Here is a 17,867-nt window from a genome sequence, read left to right on the forward strand (position 1 = left end):
CCCAGTCATGCGTCGTGTTTCCCCCTGCACCATCCACCGCAGAAGTATCCCAGCCATACATACGGCCTGCCACCAGACGCGGTGGCAGGCCGTAGTTCTCAGCTCGCCGCTCTCTTGACGAGCTCCCCGATCCGGTTCTCATCGGCGGCGGTCAATTCGGTCAGAGCGAAGGCGGTGGACCACATGGCGCCGTCGTCGAGGCTCGCCGAGTCGTTGAAGCCGAGGGTGGCGTACCGCGCCTTGAACTTCTCCGCCGTCTGGAAGAAGCAGACGACCTTGCCGTCCCTGGCGTAGGAGGGCATGCCGTACCAGAGCTTCGGGCTGAGCTCGGGCGCGTTGGCCTTGACGATGGCGTGGATTCGCTCGGCCATGACGCGATCCGAATCCGCCATTTCGGCGATCTTCGCGAGCACATCGGACTCGCCGTCCGCCTTGGCTGCGCGCGCGCCGCGGCGTGCGGCCGTCTTGAGCTCCTGAGCGTGCTCCTTCATCGCGGCGCGCTCTTCTTCCGAGAATCCCACCGTGGACTTGCGCTTCGTGGTGCGGGTTGTGGTCATTGCGGTTCCTCCGTTGTGGTGTCGATCGTGATGTCGGTTCGGTTGAAAACGTCGGGGGGCGCTCACCGGTCCTGAAGCAGCCCAAGGACATTGCCGTCGGGATCGGTGACGGTGGCGACCAGGCGACCTGCACCGACATCGCGCACGGGCTCGCGCACAGTGGCGCCCGCGGCCGTGACCTCGGCCAGCTTCGCCTCGATATCGGGCACGTGCCAGTACGCCACCGGTGCGGTCATGCGCTGCGGTCCACCGCCCGGTACCAGCCCGATGTGCTGACCCGCGACGTCGAAACCGACGTAGTAGGTTCCGTCGATCTGCGGCGGCGCACCGATCAGGGCGGTGTAGACCTCCTTGGCCGTCGCCAGGTCGGAGACGGGATGCAGTACGGTCTTGATTCCCCCGGCCGAGGCGGCGGTCATGAGTACTCCTTCTGCGATGTGGTCCGGATCGTCTTGCGGCGATGAGAATTACGGTAGGCAGCGCTCGGCGGCGCGACATCCGTGCCGACCACGGAAAGCACCACTGAGTGAGCACGGGTCGATGCCCGCACGAGCTACGGGACCGGTGCGTGAGAATGGAGACGTGTCAACGCAGAAGGTGGCTGCCGGGATCTCCGACCGCGAGGCCGAAGTCCTGACTCTGATCGGGCAGCATCGCAGCAATGCCGAGATCGGCGCGCAGCTGTACATCTCGGTGCGCACCGTGGAGACCCATGTGTCCTCGCTGCTGCGCAAGGTCGGCGTCCCCGACCGGCGGGCGCTCGCCCAGCGCGCGGCCGAGCTCACCCGGGCCGAGCGGAGCGAGGCGGTGGCCGTCCTGCCCGCACCATTGACGTCGTTCGTCGGCCGGGCCCGGGAGCGGGCCGAATTGCGTCGGGCCGTCGCGGTGCAGCGCCACGTGACCGCACTCGGCCCCGGCGGTGTCGGCAAAACGCGGCTGGCCTTGGCCGTTGCCGCAGATCTTGCCGGTGAATTCGCCGACGGTGCATGGTTCGTCGACCTCGTCCCGGTAACCGATCCGGCGATGACCGGATCCGCGGTGGCCCGTGCGCTCGGCCTCGGCGAACAGCAGGGCCGCAGCCTCGACGATTCGGTGCTGAGCGCCCTCGCCGACCGCCACACCCTGCTCGTCCTCGACAACTGCGAGCATCTGCGCGAGGGCGCGGCACCGTTCATCGAGCGCCTGCTCGCGCACTGCCCGCGCGTGACCGTACTGGCCACCAGCCGCGCTCGGCTCATGGTGCCCTTCGAGCAGGTCTATGCGGTGCCACCGCTATCTCTCGGCGACGATGCCGCCACCGCGGATGCCATTGCGTTGTTCCTGGACCGAGCCGCCGCCCTGGGCTGGCCCGTCGAACCGGAACAATTGGATCAGGTCACCGAGGTCTGCCAGCGGCTCGACGGTCTGGCGCTGCCGATCGAGCTCGCGGCCGCCAGGCTGCCCACCCTCGGTCTCGACGGTCTGACCGCGAGCCTCGCCGATCCGCTGCGCCTCCTGGTCGGTGGACGCCGTGCCGACGACCGACATCGGTCCGTGCGGGCCATGCTCGACTGGAGCCAGGCCCTGCTGACCAACTCGGACCGGTGCGTGCTCCGACGGGTCTCGGTCTTCGTCGCACCGTTTACCGCCGCCGACGCCGCCGAGGTGGCCGGATATCAACCGCTGGAACCGAACTCGGTCGCGGACGGTCTGGCCCGGCTCGCCGAGCAGAGCCTGCTCACCGCCGCGCCGTCCGCGGGCGGCACCCGCTACCGGGCACTGGAGACGATCCGCCAGTATGAGACGGAACAACTCCTCGAGACCGGTGAGCTGCCCGAAGTGCTTGCGCGCCATCTACATTGGTGCTCGAAAACCGCCGCGGCGCTGACCGGGGACCTGCCGCCCGCCCCCGACTGGCGCACCCGATTCGACGCGGCCGTCGACGACATCCGGGCAGCCCTGGCCTGGGCGGGCGAACAATCCGAACTTCGTGCCGACGCATACGATCTGGCCTTGTCCCTGGCTCAACTGACCTTTACCCGAAATCTGGTCGGCGAGTCCCAGCAGCGGTACGAGCAGGCGGCAGCGCTCGCCGAGGACCCGATCGACGCGGTATCCGCACTACGGCACGCCGCCGAGGTCGCCGGATGCCGGATGCGCGGTGCAGACATGTGCCGCCTCTACCGCAGTGCCGCGGACACCGCACGCAACGCCGGGGACACCGCCGGGGCCGCCCGCGACCTGGCCACGGCCGCAATCACCGTCTATCGGATGTCCGAAACCTTCTCCGAGCCGCCGCCGTCGAATGCGGCCGCGGCGCTGCTGTCCGAGGCGCGCGAGTTGACCGACGACGACCCGGCCGCCCTGGCCGCGGTCGCCCTGGCCGAGTGTGGAGTACTCCCCCACACTGCCGATTCTGCGCCGAGCGCATCGGAATCGCCGGTACCCGAGCCGATTACGCGCGCCGAGCGGGCGGTCGACCTGGCCTACCGGACCGGCGATCCGCTGGCCGAGAGCGCGGCCCTCGACGCGCTTGCCGCGGCCCAGTGCTGGGCGGGTGATACCTTCGCCACCGCGGCGACGACCCAGCGGCGAGTCGAGCTGCTCGCCGCGGTTCCGGTGACACCGGCCAGCGCGCTCGAACGGGTCAACGCACTCGCGGAGGCGTCCGATACCTGTATCGGCGTGGGTGACCTTGATGGGGCCCGCCGTTGGGCCGACCAGCTCCGCGACCTGCCATTGCTGGCCGAACGGGGTGACTTCGCCACCTCGCGGCGGCTGGTGGCGGACGCACTCGCGGGCAATGCCGACAACGTGCTCACCGACAGTAGGCGATTCATCGACGCGTGGGAGCTCTCCGGTCGCCTGCACGCACCCAACCTCGCCACGGCGGCGGCCGCGGTGGCTCTGATCCATGGCCTGCGCGGCGACGGCGATGCTAGAGCCGAATGGCTGGCCATCGTCGACAATCTCGGTGTGGCGCCCGACCAGAAGGCCGCCTACAGTGCCGTATTCGAAGCCATCGTCCTGCTCCACCACGGACAACCCGACCGTGCCCTGGCAAGCCTGTCGGCCGACCCCGACGAAATGGACGAGCAGATCATCTGGATCTGGCGCCACTGGTACCTCGCACTGCGTGCCGAAGCAGCCGTCCTCGCCGCTCATCCGAACGCCCGCGACTACGTCACAACCGCCCGAACCACAGTGTCCGGCAACCCGATCGCCACCGCCATGGTCGACCGAGCCACGGCTCTGCTCGACCATACCCCCGAACGCCTACCCGCCATCGCAATTGCCTTCGAGACGGCCCACTGCCCTTACCAGCGAGCCCGAACCCTGAGTCTGATGGGTGACAACTCCGCTCCAGCCACCCTGACGAGCCTCGGCCTCACCCCGCCGACGCGCTAGCGGTTGCGTGCACCCGTACACAGCAGACGCTTTGCGCCGCAACAGCTCTCGCTCGCCTTCCGCGCGGTTTGCGGCACTGCTGCGCTTCGATGAGAGGGCTCACCCAGTTGGCCATCGACGTACCCATCGAAGCCTGCCAACGTAAGACGCTCGAAACCGACTACCGGACAGCACTTCAACCCGCAGCATCATCGAATTGGACGCCGACATCCAGAATCCCTCTCCACCTGGGCCGAGTTCGTCGAGCCGGTTGAAAGTCGCTCGCACACTGCCGCGGCCGATTGGTCGGTAGCCGGGCCGCGACCGTCCTCCAAGAACTGAAGGGACACCACAGTCAATGCGGAAACGAGCGAGACGGCCTCAGGGTCGCTCCAGCGCGATATTGTCCGATCCGCAGCGATACCTCGGAGATATCGGTCGTGCCCTCCAGACTCGGCAGATACGCGTTGTACGCCGCCAGCCCCGGCAGATCGAACGTGAAATACATTGCCATCAAAGGATTTACGAACAGATCGTCAGCTCGACTACGTCCACGGATCGGCACATTCCCATGCTGACCGGACAATGCTGCGGCTATCTGACCATTGACCAGGCTGGGCCGCTTCGGCGTCAAGTCCGCGGCGTGCTCGACGGCAGCTCGGTACCGCTGCGCCTCGGTCGAACGGCTCGATATCGAGAAGGCGCCGAGGTAGGCACCCCGCGCATCGAGCTCCGCGATGTTCTCCAGGACATGCACATGGTTGACGCCGTGGTACGCATCGATCCCGAAGCCGATGCTCGCCACCAATCGCACTGGCACGTAATCGATTCCAGCGACCGCAGCCAAACTCGCCGCATCTTCCTGCGGCGTACCCAACAGATATTCGTCCCCACGCAACAGAATGTCGGTACCACCGTCGACCAGCACGATCGCATCAACCCCCAGCCGTTCGACGAGCGTCTCGTAGCCAGCGCGCAAACCCACCACCCCAACCCGCGGAAAGGCAAAGACCGTCGATGGCTCGTTCTGCAGCGCAAACCATCTCGCCAAAGCCCGCTCCGGAAAGTAGGTGTCCGGCGGCCCCATGGCATCCGGAGTAATGGCAGCCACATACTCGTTCAACCAGGCATCAGCACCAAGCCTCTCCAGCCGCGCGAAGGAGAGATTCGCAAAATGTACGGCGACCCCGGCATCGCGCAACGTAAAGGCCAGCGGCAGCCCGGCATACACGTCGAACCCACCACCGGCCCCGGCGATCAGCACTGACGAACACCCGTCGAGACGAGTAAAGATCGAGGCCACCTGGCCGAGCTTCGCCACATTCGTAGCGTGTGTCCGAAGCTTCTCCGGATCTACCGAGACTTCGCTCATCTACCCCCCTCGTACATCCCGGTTCCGAATTGCCTCGCGATCGAACCGGTGTGGCGCGCGAATACCCACCATAGCCAGTGCGCGGGTCATGCTGGTGCGCACGAGAAACGGCGGAGCCCCACCCGTCGAAACGGATGGGGCTCCATGTCTTACAACGCAGGAGCGAAGCCTGCGCGGCGACCTACCGACTTACACGTCGAAGTACAGCTCGAATTCGTACGGGTGCGGACGCAGGTTCACGGGCGCGATTTCGTTTTCGCGCTTCAGGCTGATCCAGGTCTCGATGAGGTCCGAGGTGAAGACGTTGCCTTCGGTCAGGTAGTCGTGGTCCTGCTCGAGGCGGTCGATGACCGAGGCCAGGCTGGTGGGGGCCTGCGGGATACCCTTGGCCTCCTCCGGCGGGAGCTCGTAGAGGTCCTTGTCGACCGGGGCCTTCGGCTCGATCTTCTTCTTGATGCCGTCCAGACCGGCCATCATCATGGCGGCGAAGGCCAGGTACGGGTTACCCGAGGAGTCGGGCGCGCGGAACTCGATGCGCTTGGCCTTCGGGTTGTTGCCGGTGACCGGGATGCGGACCGCGGCGGAGCGGTTGCGCTGCGAGTACACCAGGTTGATCGGGGCCTCGTAGCCCGGGACCAGGCGGTGGTAGGAGTTCACGGTCGGGTTGGTGAACGCCAGCAGCGACGGCGCGTGGTGCAGGATGCCGCCGATGTAGTGGCGCGCCAGATCCGACAGGCCCGCGTAACCGGCCTCGTCGTGGAACAGCGGCTTGCCGTCCTTCCACAGCGACTGGTGCACATGCATGCCCGAGCCGTTGTCACCGAAGAGCGGCTTCGGCATGAAGGTGACGGTCTTGCCCTCGGCCCACGCGGTGTTCTTGACGATGTACTTGAACAGCTGCAGGTCGTCGGCGGCGTGCAACAGGGTGTTGAAGCGGTAGTTGATCTCGGCCTGACCGGCGGTGCCGACCTCGTGGTGGCCGCGCTCGAGCTCGAAGCCCGCGTTCTGCAGGTTGGTCGAGATCTTGTCGCGCAGGTCGACGTAGTGGTCGTACGGGGCGACCGGGAAGTAACCGCCCTTGTTGCGGACCTTGTAGCCGCGGTTGCGGGTGCCGTCCGGGTTGAACTCTTTACCGGTGTTCCAGGAGCCGGAGATCGACTCGATCTCGTAGAAGGCGCCGTTCATGCCCGAGTCGTAACGGATGGAGTCGAAGATGTAGAACTCGGCCTCGGCACCGAAGTAGGCGGTGTCGGCGATGCCGGTGCTCTTCAGGTACTCCTCCGCCTTGCGCGCGATGTTACGCGGGTCGCGGCTGTAGGCCTCGCGGGTGAACGGGTCGTGCACGAAGAAGTTGAGGTTCAGCGTCTTGGCGGCGCGGAACGGGTCCAGACGCGCGGTGCTGAAGTCGGGGAGCAGTAGCATGTCCGACTCGTCGATGGACTGGAAGCCACGGACGGAGGAGCCGTCGAACGCTAGCCCTTCCTCAGCGAGGTCAGCGGTGAAGGCCTTCGCGGGGATCGAGAAGTGCTGCTGCACACCCGGAAGATCGCTGAAGCGAATGTCGACGTATTCGACGTCCTCTTCTTTGATGTACTTGATGACCTCGTCGGCCGTGCTGAACGTCACTTGTTCTCCTTACGGATCGGTTCCCAGCCAGTGTCGATTGCATGGGTTCGTCGCGTCCCGACGGTATGGACGCGGTGTTTCCCAGTAGTCAAGGCTGTGTTTCGCCAGTGTTACACGTGCGGCTGGACGGGTAGTGAAAGCCAACCGGGCTCGAACAGCATGGTAGTCCTGCCATCATCGGCGCTGCTCACCGAGGTCAGCTCCGATTTAGTGCGGTGTCCTACAACCGGTCGTAGGGGCCTATTCTGGGGTTCATGGCACGCATCAGCGGATCCTGGCTCTCCGGCCCTTCGGCGGACTCGGGCGATCCGGCAACCCCCGAGTTCCCCGGCCAGAACCTCGGCCTGCCGCGCTCGGGCGCGGGTTCGCTCGTCGGTATGTTGCGGCGCATTGCCGCGCTGGTGGTGGACTGGTTCATCGCGCTCGGTATTACCGCGATCATCATCCGGCCGAATCCGGACAAGATCATCGCCGGAATGGATATCCCCGCCGGGAAACCCCGCCCCACCAACTTCGAGGTGATCGTGAGCGCGCTCACCACGCCCAACCTGCTGGTTTGGTTCGTGATCGGTGTCGTCGCGGTGTCGTTGTTCGGCTTCACCCCCGGTCAGTACTTCCTGCGCCTGCGGGTGATCCGCGTCGATGCGCCGGTGGCCGTCGGTTTCGTGCGCGCGCTGGCCCGGCAGGTGCTGCTGGTCTTCGTGGTCCCGGCCTTGTTCACCGACGCCGACGGCCGCGGTATGCACGACCGCGCCACCGGCACCGCCATCGTCCGCTCGCGATAGCCCGCCCGCACGAACCTTCCGACAGCAAAAAGACCCGACTTTCACCGGGACGACGGCTGGGGCACTGCCCGTTAGGCTCCGGCGGTGTCTCTGAATCCGGCCATGCTGGCGCTGCGCCTAGTGCTCGAACTCACCGCCATTTCCTCGTTCGGAGTCTGCGGATGGCGGGCGTTCGACTCACCATGGCGCTTCATCCTGGTCGTGGTGCTGCCGGTCGCCGCCGCCACGCTGTGGGGAACCTTCGCCGTTCCCGGCGATCCGAGCCGCAGCGGTGCGGCGCCGGTCGCGGTGCCGGGGCCGGTGCGGCTGGTGGTCGAACTGATCGTCCTGTTCGGCGGCGCGGCCGCGCTGTGGATCGCCGGGCTGCCCCAGTGGGCGCTGATCTGCACCGCGGTGCTGGTGATCTACCACGTGCTCGCATACGACAGGATCACCTGGCTGCTCACCACCGCCCCGGCGGCCTGACAGAAAAGGCCCGCATCCCAACTCAGGGGATGCGGGCCTTTCGAATCGAATCAGCGCCGACGGATGCTGCGCTGCACACCGCGCATCTTGGCGCCCGCGGGCATCGGGCCCTTGGGCAGTGCGGGTCCGCTGCGCGAGCTCAGCGCGGTGAGGCGGCCCTCGATGAGGTCCATGCGCTTGGCGTCGATATTGCGGGGCAGCTTGGTGAGGTGCTTCTGCAGCTCCTTGAGCGGGATCTGGCCCTCGTCGTTGCCGATGATGATGTCGTAGATCGGGGTGTCGCCGATGAGCCGGGCGGTGCGCTTCTTCTCCTGGGCCAGTAGCGATTTCAGCCGCTGCGGGGCACCCTCGCCGATCAGGATGACGCCCGGCAGGCCGATCACCCGGTGCACGGCGTCCAGCTGGGTGGTCGCGGCGACGCCATTGCTGACCCGCCACTTGCCCTGCAGATTCTCCAGCACCCACGCCGCCGCGCCCGCCTGACCCTCGGCCTTCGCGTAGACGTTGCGCTGCACCCGACGCCCGAAGATGATGAACGCGACCAGCACACCGAGCAGCAGACCGAGCGGCAGCAGGAACCACTGCAGGCCGACGATCAGGCCGATCACCAGGAAAACGGCCGTGATGCCGACAACGGCGCCGATCATCAAAGGCAGCAGCAGCTTGTCTTCCTTGCGCTGCATCTGGAAGGCCTGCCAGAGCTGCTGGCGGCGTTCTTTCGACTGCTGCTTGCGCGCCGCCTTAGCCGCGGCCTTCGCTTCCTTCGACGGCGTGCCGCCCTTGCCTACTGCCATGCTTCACAGGATAGTGCCACGTCGGGCGGGTCTCCGCACCGCGTCAGTGCACGCCGCGGTGTGCGATCGGCCCCAGTGCGGTGAGATCCAGATCACCCGAGGTCTCGGTCCAGCCCATGGCGCGCAGTTCCACCGGGGCGCCGACACCGAGCGCGTCGCGCAGGCCGATGGCGACCGAGCGGGCGAGTCCGACCAGGGTGTCCATGGAAAGGGGCCACAGCAGGGTGCGGGTCCAATTGTCGATCCCGCGCCGCGCGACCGGTTCGCGCCAGCCGAGATCGCGCAGGGTGTGCTCAGCGGTCGGCGAGATGGGCTGGATGAGATAGGAATTGCCCGCCAGTTCGACGGACAGCTTGATGTCGTATTGCACGAATTGGACGTATTTATTGCCGGGCGCGGCGATGATCAGCGTTGCCCGAGATGGTAGTTCGGATAGGCATTGCGCCAGTGCCCGCACGAATCTTTCCCAATCCGTGGTCACCGGCTCACTCATACTTCCCCCGGGGACGCGCACCGGCCCGATCTTACGCCGCACCACCTGAGACACCAGCCGAATCTTGTTGGCTCAGCACGACCCTCGCATCTGCGATAGCAAAAGCGAATAGTCCGCCGTTTCCTCGAACGACGGGCCACCCACGGCCGCGGGTCACGCGGCGGCGCCGACCGATCCCGATGGCATCGTCCAGTGCTGGCGTGCTGCCGATTCCGGAGCACGGCCGAGCCCGTGGAAAACCGGAACACCGAGTTTGCGGCTGGCGGGCCGCAAGGCCCACGACGCCACCACGCATATCGCGAAAAAGCCGGTGTAGACCAGATGATTTACGGCTGAATGGTGTCCGATATGCGATGCGAGTCCACCGGTCAGATCGAAAAACGCGCCGGCATAGGCCCATTCCTTCACCAGTGGAAAACGCGGTGCGGCAATGGCCATGGCGCCGAGCACTTTCCAGAATCCGAGGATGGTCATGACATAGGTCGGATAACCCAATTCCGTCATGCCCGCCGCGGTGCCGCCGCAGATCGCCGCCATGATCGAGGCGGGCGCCACCGTGCAGGACGAGCCCCACGACGTCGGCGGCGGCAAACTGATCGCCACCCTCACCGACGCCGACAACAACGTCATCGGCCTGCTCCAGCCGTAATCCCCGGAGTTGGACCATTGATCACCATGCGCTCAGGACGGCAAAAGTCGAGAGTGGACCTACGTGAGCGCATGTGAACGGCCGTCCAGGACAGTTCGGCTCGGCGTGCGGGGAACTACCGCCGCCGCAGGCGGTAAGAAGGACAGGATGGACGCGTCGGCGGAGGAAGTCATGTGTCGATGCGCAGAGCAGAGGGGCAGGTATGAGTTCGTATCAGGTGCGGGCTATTGGGTGGGTGCGCTCGCCGTTGAGTAGTCGGGCGGATGCGCCTCGGCAAGGTGACGAAGGAGCTCCACCGGCGGAAATTGTGTTGGATTCGGAGGTGGCGGCGGCGGCGAAGGACCTGGGTCCCGGCGATGAGGTCATCGTGCTGACCTGGCTGCATCAGGCGGATCGGGCGGTGCTCGCGGTGCATCCGCGCGGGGACCGCGCACGTCCGGAGACCGGAGTTTTCGCGACGCGCTCACCCGATCGGCCGAACCCCATTGGACTGCATCGGGTCACGATCGCCGAGAGCGATGGGCACATCCTCACCGTGCACGGTCTGGAAGCGATCGACGGCACCCCGGTACTGGACCTGAAGCCGGTCCTCGGTTCGGCCGAGGAGCGATGAGTGATACCCCCGGTTCCGGGGGCTGGACTATCGACCAGCAGCGGTCGATAGTTCTCGGGTGACTGTGGGTTCGGTGTTGTGGCGTGGGTTGGCCGGGGTTTTGCTGATACTCGGGATTTCGGCGCCGGTGACGGCGGCAGAGCCGGTCGGCGTGCCATATCAGTGGTCGCAGAGCTATATCACTGCCGCTGACGGCACCCGGCTGCACGCCGATATCCTGCGGCCGGAGGGCGTGGCCGAGGACACCCGCACGCCGGTGGTGCTCACCGTCAGCCCGTATCGCTCGCATGCCGCCTATCTGAGCATGCCGCGGCTGGAGGGCGGTCCGTCCACCGACGACCTGCATGTGGCGATGTTCCTGAACGCGGGCTATACGTACGTCATTGTCGACCTGCGCGGATACGGCGGCTCCTCCGGCTGCCCGGATTTCGGTGGGCCGGGCGAACGTTCGGATGTGGCCACCGCAGTGACGTGGGCGGCGGAGCAACCATGGTCGACCGGCCGGGTGGGCATGATCGGCACCTCCTATGAGGGCTGGACCGGGATGATGGGCTTGGCGGCCAAACCTGCGGGCCTGGCCGCCGTCGTATCGTTCGGACCGGTTGTCGACCCGTATTCCTATGTGTACATGCAGGGCGTTTCCTGGAAGTTCTCCGGTAAGCCGGTGACCGAGCAGGGCATTCGGCCCTCGGATATGACGGGTATGGAGCATCTGCTCATCGCCTCCACACCGGGCCGACCCGACGACTCGCCCGAATACCAGTCCAATGCGGTCCAGATATCCCCCGAGTGCTACGCGCAATTCGCGGCGAACACCACGAATCACGATGGCGGCACCGCGTTCTGGCGCGCACGCGATCTGGTGGAACAGTTGCGCGGCAATACGATTCCGTTGTTCCTCGGCCAGGGCTTCCTCGACTACAACACCCGCGCCTATCGGGTGTTCGACGTCTGGAACGCGCTCGGCCCCGGCGATCACCGGGCGTTCTTCGGTGAATGGGGCCACAGCGACTGCGAGAGCAAATGCGGCACACCGGATTTCGATGCCGAACTGCTCGCCTTCTTCGACAAGCACGTCGCCGGTCGCGATGTCGACGTGCCGGGGCCACGCATCACCGTCGGCCAGTTCGACGGTGGCTGGCGCTCCGAGACCGCCTGGCCACCCGCGGATGCCCGCCGGGTCCCGATCGACCTGCGGACCGGTGTCTACACCGACCGCGGCCTGCTCCCCGGACCCGACCGCGAAATCTGGTCCATCTCCGAACCGCTGACCACCGACCAGCACATCTCCGGTATCCCGACGGCAGCGCTGCGGCTGTCCGGTCCGTCCGCTGCGACGGTCGCGGTCGAACTGTTCGATATCGCGCCCGACGGCCGCGCCACGGTCATCACCCGTGGCATAGCCCCGGTCGCCGACACCGCCGACATCAGACTCCTGGCCCAGGACTGGCCCATGCGCGCCGGGGACCGCCTGGGTGTCCGCATTACCGACGTCGTCGACGATGTCTGGTCCCATGCCGCCGCCAATAGCCAGGTCACCGTGCTCGCGGCCCGTTTGGAGCTGCCGCTGCTCACCACCCCGCGCACCCCCGACCTCACCGGCGGTACCAGTGAGGCCTGGGCGAAATGGCGCGACCAGAAGGTTCGCACCCTCGGCGCCGATGTGTTGAAGAATGCAGAGATGCCCATGAATTTGCCGAACGCGTCCAGCCCTCGATGACAGGTAGCGCCGCACAGACCCGCCCGACCGCCGTGGTGGTCGACGCCCAGATCGCCGAACGCCTCGCCTACGCCCTGCGATGCGCGACGATTTCGCATGAGCCGCCGGATATCGCATCGACAACGCGCCAGGGTGCCGGGTCCGCAGGACAGGCGGGTGCCGCGTCGGGCGAACCGGCCGACACCGCGCGCAACGGCGCCGTGTCCGCCAAATCCGTCGCGCGGCGCGATGCCGAGCCCGAGGCGTCCGCCGAGCGGCTCGACACCCCCGACAGCGACGCCGAATTCATTCGTCTCGCCGCACACCTCGAGCGGTCGTTCCCACTGGTGCACGCCGAACTGGAGCTGCGGCGGTTCGGGCACAGCCGGCTGTACCGCTGGCCGGGCGTCGAGCCGGAGCAGGTGTCGGCGATTCTGCTCGCACATCAGGACGTGGTGCCGGTCGATGAGCCACGGCGGTGGACGCACCCGCCGTTCGCGGGCGTGGTGGACGACGAATTCATCTGGGGCCGTGGGGCGATCGATGACAAGAGTCGGCTGATCGCCATTCTGGAGGCGGTCGAATCCGCGCTCGCGGCGGGAGTTCGACCGCAGCACACCATCTACCTGGCCTTCGGGCACGACGAAGAGGTGTTCGGGGATGACGGTGCGGTCCGGATGGCGCAGTGGCTGCGCGAATCCGGTGTGCGCGCGGATCTGCTGCTCGATGAGGGTGGGGTAATCCTCGACGGCGTCGCCGACGGTGTCGACCGGCCGGTCGCCTCGATCATGGTCGGCGAGAAAGGCTATGCGACCGTTCGGCTTTCGGCATCGGCGGTGGGCGGGCATTCGTCCATGCCCGGTGCGCAGACCGCGGTCGGCCGGATCGCGCGCGCGGTGGGCCGGATCCAAGACCATCCGATGCCGTTGCGCATGACGCCGGTGGTGGCGGACATGGTCGCGCGACTGCGCCGCGTCGTGCCGGACTATCGCCGCCACCTGCTCGGCTTCGCCCGGCTGGCCGCCCCCGTGATCACCCGGATGCTGGCGGCCCGTCCCCAGACGGAGGCACTGGTGCGCACAACAACCGCGCCGACGGTCATCCGCGGCGGCGTCAAACCCAATGTGCTGCCGCAGCAGGCCGAGGCCCTGGTGAATTTCCGCATCCTGCCCGGCGATTCGGTCGCGGCGGTGCTCGAACACTGCCGCAAGGTGGTGCGTGACGCGGGCGTGCGGATCGAACTCGTCGGCATGACCTCGGAGCCGTCCGCGGACCGCCCGCCCGGCCCCGCCTTCGGCCTGATCGCCGACCTCGCCAAGGCCGTCGTCCCCGGTATCGCCGTGACCAGCGGAATCGTCCCCGGCGCCACCGATTCGCGACATTACGACGACCTCGCGGCGACTCGGTGCAACTTCGCGCCCATCATGCTGACCCAGGCCGATGTGGAAACGATCCACGGAACCGACGAGCGCATCTCGCTGGTGAACTACGCTCGGCTCATCGAGTTCAACCGGCGGCTGATCGATCAGCTTGCTGCGCCGCCACCGACCCCAGGAGCCGATGCATGACAACCGATCCGAAGGCCAGCGCGTCCTCCGAACCGGGACCGGGCACCGAGACCGGCGAATTCGACGGCATCGGCAGCCGGATCGCTTGGCGCGCATGGCTTCCCGAGACCTCGGCGCGCGCGGTGATCGTGCTCGTACACGGCGTCGCCGAGCATTCGGGCCGCTATGCCCATATCGGAAAGCGCTTGGCGGACAGCGGTTTCGCAGTCTACGCACTCGACCACCTCGGCCATGGCAAGTCCGCGGGCAGCAACGCCAATATCGACTCGATGTCGGGTGCCGCCGACAATGTCGCGGAGATGCTGAAGATCGCCGAGCGCGAACATCCGGATGTGCCGCGGTTCCTGGTCGCGCATTCGATGGGCAGCCTGATCACGCTGTATCTGGCCACCCGCGCACCGATCGATGTCGATGGCATCGTGGTCTCGGCGCCGCCGCTGGATATCGCCGTCGGCAATCCGCTACAGCGGCTGCTCGGTCCGCTGCTGTCCCGGTTCGCCCCGAATTTCGGTGTGCTGAAACTGGATTCGTCGATGATCAGCCGCGATCCCGAGGTGATTCGCGCCTACGACAACGATCCGCTGGTCTTCCGCGGCAAACTCCCGGCCCGCACCGGCATGGAGATGCTGAACGCCACCCAGTTCGTCAAGAACCGCTTGGACAAGCTGACCGTGCCGCTGCTGGTGCTGCACGGCACCGCCGACGCCATCGCGGCACCGTCGAGCACCGATCTGATCGAGCGCTCCGCGGCTGCCAAGGATCTCACGGTGATCCGCTACGAGGGTCTCTACCACGAGGTCTTCAACGAACCCGAACAGGACAAGGTGCTCTCCGACGTGGTGGAGTGGCTGGAGGCACACATCACCGCTGATCCAGGAAAGTAGGCTCTGGCCATGGCAGACAGAGTCGCATTCATTCGCGCCACCTGGCACAGCTCCATCGTCGGCAAGGCGTATGAGGGCTTCACCGCCGAATACGCCGGGCTCGGCTTCGACCCGACCACCGTCGACGTCTTCGAGGTGCCCGGCGCATTCGAGATCCCGCTGCACGCCAAGCGATTGGCGCGCAGCGGCGAGTACTCGGCGATCGTGGCGGCCGCACTGGTCGTCGACGGCGGCATCTACCGGCACGATTTCGTCGCGTCCGCGGTGATCGACGGTCTGATGCGGGTGCAGCTCGATACCGATGTGCCGGTGTTCTCGGTGGTGCTCACCCCGCATCACTTCCACGAGCACAGCGAACACGTCACCTTCTTCACCGAGCACTTCGTGACGAAGGGAGCCGAGGCGGCCCGTGCGCTGGCGACCACGCTCAGCTCCCTGCGTTCGCTGCCGGTGAACTAGCGGTAGTTCGTCAGACAGGCCTGCTCGCCGTCGAGTACACCGGTGCGGAACGCCTCCAACCGCTGGAAGCCGCTCGCCACCACCTTGCCGTCCACATCGCTGGCGACCAGACCGTCGGCGAGCAGTCCGGAAACGGCCTCGTCGAGGTCATTGGCCGATAGTCGCGGATCGCTGCCGGGCTCGCTCAACTTGGTCGTCACGACTCCGGTCAGACATGCGGTGCGCAGTCCGGCGGTTTCGGATCCGGTGATCGAGAGCTTGCGTTCCTGCTGCGCCGCGAGCACATAGCGGGAGATGAAGACGGCGAAGGCGTTGTAATCGCCGTCCACCACCGCCGAGAGCGGTTCGTCATCGCCGTTCATCTTCCCGCCGCGTTTGGCGAGTTCCGGCACATCGGTGCCGATCTTGTTCGAACTCGGGCAGTAGGAGACCGGCTCGGTGGCGGTCACCTTGGCGCAGTTCTTGACGATCCCGGTGTAGTCGTACTGCGGTGGCTGGCGCAGCGGGAAGATCTTCGCCAGCGCCTGGCTCAGGCTGGTCAGCGCGGGCACGTCGACCGGAAGCTGGGCATCCTGTTCGCCGTCCTCGTATGTCGTGGGGAGGGTGCCCCTGCGCTGCTCGATCTCCTTCTTGCTGATCTTCTTGCAGCCCTGTGCACCGTCGGTGTAGCCGATCTGCACCGCGGTCGTCCGCTCGAAGGCGGAACCGTGCACATTCTTCGGGTTGTCCGGATCGGTATCGCGCACGGCGATGGTCGCGCCGAGCACCGCGTTGAGCCCGTCGGTCATATTCAGCGTGAAGTGCGCCGAATTCCCTTCCGCCACATGCCGAAGGAAGACTCCGGCCAGGCAGTCGGCCTGCTGTTCCTTCACCAGCGCCCCGCTGAAGAATCCGGCGATCTTGGCCTGCCCCTGGATGGAGTGACCGTACTCGTGCGCGAGCACCATCACGACCGCCATATCGCTGTACTTCTCCTGCAGCAGCGGCAGCAGCACGCCGCGATCCCAGCCGATGGTGTGGTCCAGACTGCAGTAGGCGGCATTGACCAGGTGATAGGTGCTGGATTTGCAGAACGAGACCGCCTGCTCCCTGGGTGCCTTGGCATTCCAGGAGATATACCGGCTCACCGGCTTGAAGGTGCCGGGAAAGTTCTTGCCGTACTCGGTCTTCCAGAAATCCTCTAGATCGGCGATGGTGTTGAGGGCGAGTTTGTCGACCGCACCACCGTCACCGTTCTCCGCGGTGAGCGCGGCATCCGGCACACCCTTGCGCGGGCCGCTCGGACCGTTGTTGGAGACCGCGCCGGTGACATTCCACGGATTGTCCGCGGTCACCGCGCTCGCCCCCGGCTGACCCGCCTTGCTGTCGCATCCGACCAGCGCAGCGCCGACCAGCAGCACTGCCGCGACCACCCCGAACCGCAGCCGTCTAGTCCTCATCAGGTCTTTCCTCCCCGAACTCACCGCGGGCCCATCCTCAGCGGCCCCTGACCCGATGGCGTCGGCGACGCATCCGCCTGCCCGTCGAGCGATCACATGGTAATCGCAGAAACCGCTGCGCGCGTATACGTCTGGGCGCATTCGCTCCGTCAGGCGTTCAACTGCACCTGGGCCAGTATCGCGCGGTGATCCGATCCGGGAATGGTGAGCGAGCGCACCTGCGCTGCCGTGCCGTCGGCGACCAGGATGTGGTCGATGCCGATCACCGGACCCCACCGGCGGTCGGCCGGATAGGTGAGCAGCGGCCCGGCCCCCGCCTGATCCGCCGCCGCGACGAACCGTCCGCGCAGCAGATCACGGAATGCCGAATGATCGCGTGTGGCATTGAAATCCGCACCGACGATCGCAGGACCCTGTTGCGCGTCCAGTATTTCGCGAATCCGGTCGAGCTCCGAACTCCACGCCGCGAAGTCGACCGACGGCGGGACCGGATGGAATGCGAACACCGCGACCGGCCCGCGCTGTGGATGCTCCATGGTGGCGGACAGATTGTTCATCCAGAAGTCGTCGTATTTCTTGGTGTCCCGTAACGGATATCGGCTGTAGATCCCGGTACCGTTGCCGAGGCTACGGGGCTGTAGGAACTGATGTGGCAGCAACTCCTCGATTCCGGCCGCCGCGAGTCGCTGTGCGACCTCCGATGTCAGCTCGTCGACGGTGAGCACCTCGACGCGGTTCTCCCGCACCGCCCGAACCACCGCCGCCGCATCCGCCTCCCCTAATAGCAGATTCGACTGCATGACCGAAACTTCCGGCCCACTCGCCGCCCGCCCCTCCGGCACGAACATCGGCACCTGCGTCCACAACACCGCCGCGACGATCACCCCGGCCGCCGCCGCACTCTTCCATCCCCGCGCGATCAGCAGCAACACCAGCCCCAGCACCGCACCGAGCATCAAATACGACGCTCCCGCCGCCAACAGCACCGAGACCTGCCGTCGCCACGTTCCGAAATGCAATACGATCCCCAGAACTCCCGCCCCGAGGGCGCACCACCCCAGCCCGAGCAGCACCCGGTCCACCCATTTACGCATGCTC

18 protein-coding genes are annotated in these 17,867 nt (G+C 66.5%); 9 read left to right on the plus strand and 9 right to left on the minus strand.

Features of this window, described 5'->3' with window-relative positions:
* Nucleotides 1-98: 98 nt before the first annotated feature.
* Together ACWEO2_RS22020 and ACWEO2_RS22025 are read right to left on the minus strand one after the other, a co-directional pair.
* The gene (locus ACWEO2_RS22020; RefSeq protein WP_452407024.1) at nucleotides 99-557 is read right to left on the minus strand and encodes an iron chaperone; all 459 of its coding nucleotides are present in this window, start codon (nucleotides 555-557) and stop codon (nucleotides 99-101) included.
* 62 nt (nucleotides 558-619) lie between these two features.
* Nucleotides 620-976, minus strand: coding sequence for a VOC family protein (locus ACWEO2_RS22025; RefSeq protein WP_452407025.1), 357 nt, complete (start codon nucleotides 974-976; stop codon nucleotides 620-622).
* A 163-nt stretch (nucleotides 977-1,139) separates the two neighbouring features.
* On the opposite strand from ACWEO2_RS22025, the gene ACWEO2_RS22030 reads away from it, so the two are divergent.
* Entirely contained in the window at nucleotides 1,140-3,944 is a 2,805-nt protein-coding gene (locus ACWEO2_RS22030) for a LuxR C-terminal-related transcriptional regulator (RefSeq protein WP_452407026.1), read from the plus strand.
* Between the two features lie 334 nt (nucleotides 3,945-4,278).
* On the opposite strand, the gene ACWEO2_RS22035 is transcribed toward ACWEO2_RS22030, so the two are convergent.
* Both ACWEO2_RS22035 and glnA read right to left on the minus strand, forming a co-directional pair.
* Nucleotides 4,279-5,295, minus strand: coding sequence for a DUF1152 domain-containing protein (locus ACWEO2_RS22035; RefSeq protein ID WP_452407027.1), 1,017 nt, complete (start codon nucleotides 5,293-5,295; stop codon nucleotides 4,279-4,281).
* A gap of 189 nt (nucleotides 5,296-5,484) precedes the next feature.
* On the minus strand, nucleotides 5,485-6,921 hold the full coding sequence (gene glnA / locus ACWEO2_RS22040) for a type I glutamate--ammonia ligase (RefSeq protein WP_452407028.1): 1,437 nt from the start codon (nucleotides 6,919-6,921) through the stop codon (nucleotides 5,485-5,487).
* Nucleotides 6,922-7,175: 254 nt separating this feature from the next.
* Here glnA and ACWEO2_RS22045 point away from each other — a divergent pair, with 254 nt between their 5' ends.
* Together ACWEO2_RS22045 and ACWEO2_RS22050 are read left to right on the plus strand one after the other, a co-directional pair.
* Nucleotides 7,176-7,706 (plus strand): RDD family protein, encoded by a 531-nt coding sequence (locus tag ACWEO2_RS22045; protein ID WP_452407029.1) that lies wholly within the window; start codon nucleotides 7,176-7,178, stop codon nucleotides 7,704-7,706.
* A gap of 84 nt (nucleotides 7,707-7,790) precedes the next feature.
* On the plus strand, nucleotides 7,791-8,171 hold the full coding sequence (locus ACWEO2_RS22050) for a YrdB family protein (RefSeq protein ID WP_354952431.1): 381 nt from the start codon (nucleotides 7,791-7,793) through the stop codon (nucleotides 8,169-8,171).
* Nucleotides 8,172-8,221: 50 nt separating this feature from the next.
* Here the strand turns inward: ACWEO2_RS22050 and ACWEO2_RS22055 are convergent, their stop codons facing one another.
* The 3 genes from ACWEO2_RS22055 to ACWEO2_RS22065 form a co-directional block, all read right to left on the minus strand.
* Nucleotides 8,222-8,965 carry a DUF4191 domain-containing protein gene (locus tag ACWEO2_RS22055; protein ID WP_452407030.1) on the minus strand — a complete coding sequence of 248 codons (744 nt, stop codon included), beginning with the start codon at nucleotides 8,963-8,965 and terminating at the stop codon, nucleotides 8,222-8,224.
* Between the two features lie 43 nt (nucleotides 8,966-9,008).
* Nucleotides 9,009-9,458, minus strand: a complete 450-nt coding sequence (locus ACWEO2_RS22060) for a TY-Chap domain-containing protein (RefSeq protein WP_452407031.1) — start codon at nucleotides 9,456-9,458, stop codon at nucleotides 9,009-9,011.
* A gap of 153 nt (nucleotides 9,459-9,611) precedes the next feature.
* Nucleotides 9,612-9,962 (minus strand): DoxX family protein, encoded by a 351-nt coding sequence (locus ACWEO2_RS22065; protein WP_452407032.1) that lies wholly within the window; start codon nucleotides 9,960-9,962, stop codon nucleotides 9,612-9,614.
* Here ACWEO2_RS22065 and ACWEO2_RS22070 point away from each other — a divergent pair.
* The 6 genes from ACWEO2_RS22070 (at nucleotide 9,961) to ACWEO2_RS22095 (ending at nucleotide 15,330) form a co-directional block, all read left to right on the plus strand.
* Nucleotides 9,961-10,107, plus strand: a complete 147-nt coding sequence (locus ACWEO2_RS22070; protein WP_452407033.1) for a VOC family protein — start codon at nucleotides 9,961-9,963, stop codon at nucleotides 10,105-10,107. The two genes, ACWEO2_RS22065 and ACWEO2_RS22070, sit on opposite strands and share 2 nt — an antisense overlap.
* A gap of 202 nt (nucleotides 10,108-10,309) precedes the next feature.
* Entirely contained in the window at nucleotides 10,310-10,720 is a 411-nt protein-coding gene (gene tsaA, locus ACWEO2_RS22075) for a tRNA (N6-threonylcarbamoyladenosine(37)-N6)-methyltransferase TrmO (RefSeq protein ID WP_452407034.1), read from the plus strand.
* A 58-nt stretch (nucleotides 10,721-10,778) separates the two neighbouring features.
* A complete protein-coding gene (locus ACWEO2_RS22080) occupies nucleotides 10,779-12,440 on the plus strand; it encodes a CocE/NonD family hydrolase (protein ID WP_452407035.1) in 1,662 nt (553 codons plus the stop codon).
* Nucleotides 12,437-13,987, plus strand: a complete 1,551-nt coding sequence (locus ACWEO2_RS22085; protein ID WP_452407036.1) for a M20/M25/M40 family metallo-hydrolase — start codon at nucleotides 12,437-12,439, stop codon at nucleotides 13,985-13,987. Before ACWEO2_RS22080 ends, ACWEO2_RS22085 begins: the two co-directional genes overlap by 4 nt.
* Nucleotides 13,984-14,871 (plus strand): alpha/beta hydrolase, encoded by an 888-nt coding sequence (locus ACWEO2_RS22090; RefSeq protein WP_452407037.1) that lies wholly within the window; start codon nucleotides 13,984-13,986, stop codon nucleotides 14,869-14,871. Before ACWEO2_RS22085 ends, ACWEO2_RS22090 begins: the two co-directional genes overlap by 4 nt.
* Before the next feature lie 9 nt (nucleotides 14,872-14,880).
* Nucleotides 14,881-15,330, plus strand: coding sequence for a 6,7-dimethyl-8-ribityllumazine synthase (locus ACWEO2_RS22095; protein ID WP_452407038.1), 450 nt, complete (start codon nucleotides 14,881-14,883; stop codon nucleotides 15,328-15,330).
* Here the strand turns inward: ACWEO2_RS22095 and ACWEO2_RS22100 are convergent.
* Both ACWEO2_RS22100 and ACWEO2_RS22105 read right to left on the minus strand, forming a co-directional pair.
* A complete protein-coding gene (locus ACWEO2_RS22100; RefSeq protein WP_452407039.1) occupies nucleotides 15,327-16,769 on the minus strand; it encodes a metallopeptidase in 1,443 nt (480 codons plus the stop codon). The genes ACWEO2_RS22095 and ACWEO2_RS22100 overlap by 4 nt on opposite strands.
* 149 nt (nucleotides 16,770-16,918) lie before the next feature.
* Entirely contained in the window at nucleotides 16,919-17,863 is a 945-nt protein-coding gene (locus ACWEO2_RS22105; protein WP_452407040.1) for an endonuclease/exonuclease/phosphatase family protein, read from the minus strand.
* Nucleotides 17,864-17,867: the final 4 nt, after the last annotated feature.

The sequence above is a fragment of the Nocardia sp. NPDC004278 genome (assembly GCF_053602975.1).

Bases quoted from the DNA above. Each gene is read 5' to 3' on its own strand.
- ACWEO2_RS22020 (WP_452407024.1), bottom strand. From the start codon at position 557: ATGACCACAACCCGCACCACGAAGCGCAAGTCCACGGTGGGATTCTCG.
- ACWEO2_RS22025 (WP_452407025.1), bottom strand. From the start codon at position 976: ATGACCGCCGCCTCGGCCGGGGGAATCAAGACCGTACTGCATCCCGTC.
- ACWEO2_RS22035 (WP_452407027.1), bottom strand. From the start codon at position 5,295: ATGAGCGAAGTCTCGGTAGATCCGGAGAAGCTTCGGACACACGCTACG.
- ACWEO2_RS22045 (WP_452407029.1), top strand. From the start codon at position 7,176: ATGGCACGCATCAGCGGATCCTGGCTCTCCGGCCCTTCGGCGGACTCG.
- ACWEO2_RS22055 (WP_452407030.1), bottom strand. From the start codon at position 8,965: ATGGCAGTAGGCAAGGGCGGCACGCCGTCGAAGGAAGCGAAGGCCGCG.
- ACWEO2_RS22060 (WP_452407031.1), bottom strand. From the start codon at position 9,458: ATGAGTGAGCCGGTGACCACGGATTGGGAAAGATTCGTGCGGGCACTG.
- ACWEO2_RS22070 (WP_452407033.1), top strand. From the start codon at position 9,961: ATGCCCGCCGCGGTGCCGCCGCAGATCGCCGCCATGATCGAGGCGGGC.
- ACWEO2_RS22065 (WP_452407032.1), bottom strand. From the start codon at position 9,962: ATGACGGAATTGGGTTATCCGACCTATGTCATGACCATCCTCGGATTC.
- tsaA (WP_452407034.1), top strand. From the start codon at position 10,310: ATGAGTTCGTATCAGGTGCGGGCTATTGGGTGGGTGCGCTCGCCGTTG.
- ACWEO2_RS22085 (WP_452407036.1), top strand. From the start codon at position 12,437: ATGACAGGTAGCGCCGCACAGACCCGCCCGACCGCCGTGGTGGTCGAC.
- ACWEO2_RS22090 (WP_452407037.1), top strand. From the start codon at position 13,984: ATGACAACCGATCCGAAGGCCAGCGCGTCCTCCGAACCGGGACCGGGC.
- ACWEO2_RS22095 (WP_452407038.1), top strand. From the start codon at position 14,881: ATGGCAGACAGAGTCGCATTCATTCGCGCCACCTGGCACAGCTCCATC.
- ACWEO2_RS22100 (WP_452407039.1), bottom strand. From the start codon at position 16,769: ATGAGGACTAGACGGCTGCGGTTCGGGGTGGTCGCGGCAGTGCTGCTG.
- ACWEO2_RS22105 (WP_452407040.1), bottom strand. From the start codon at position 17,863: ATGCGTAAATGGGTGGACCGGGTGCTGCTCGGGCTGGGGTGGTGCGCC.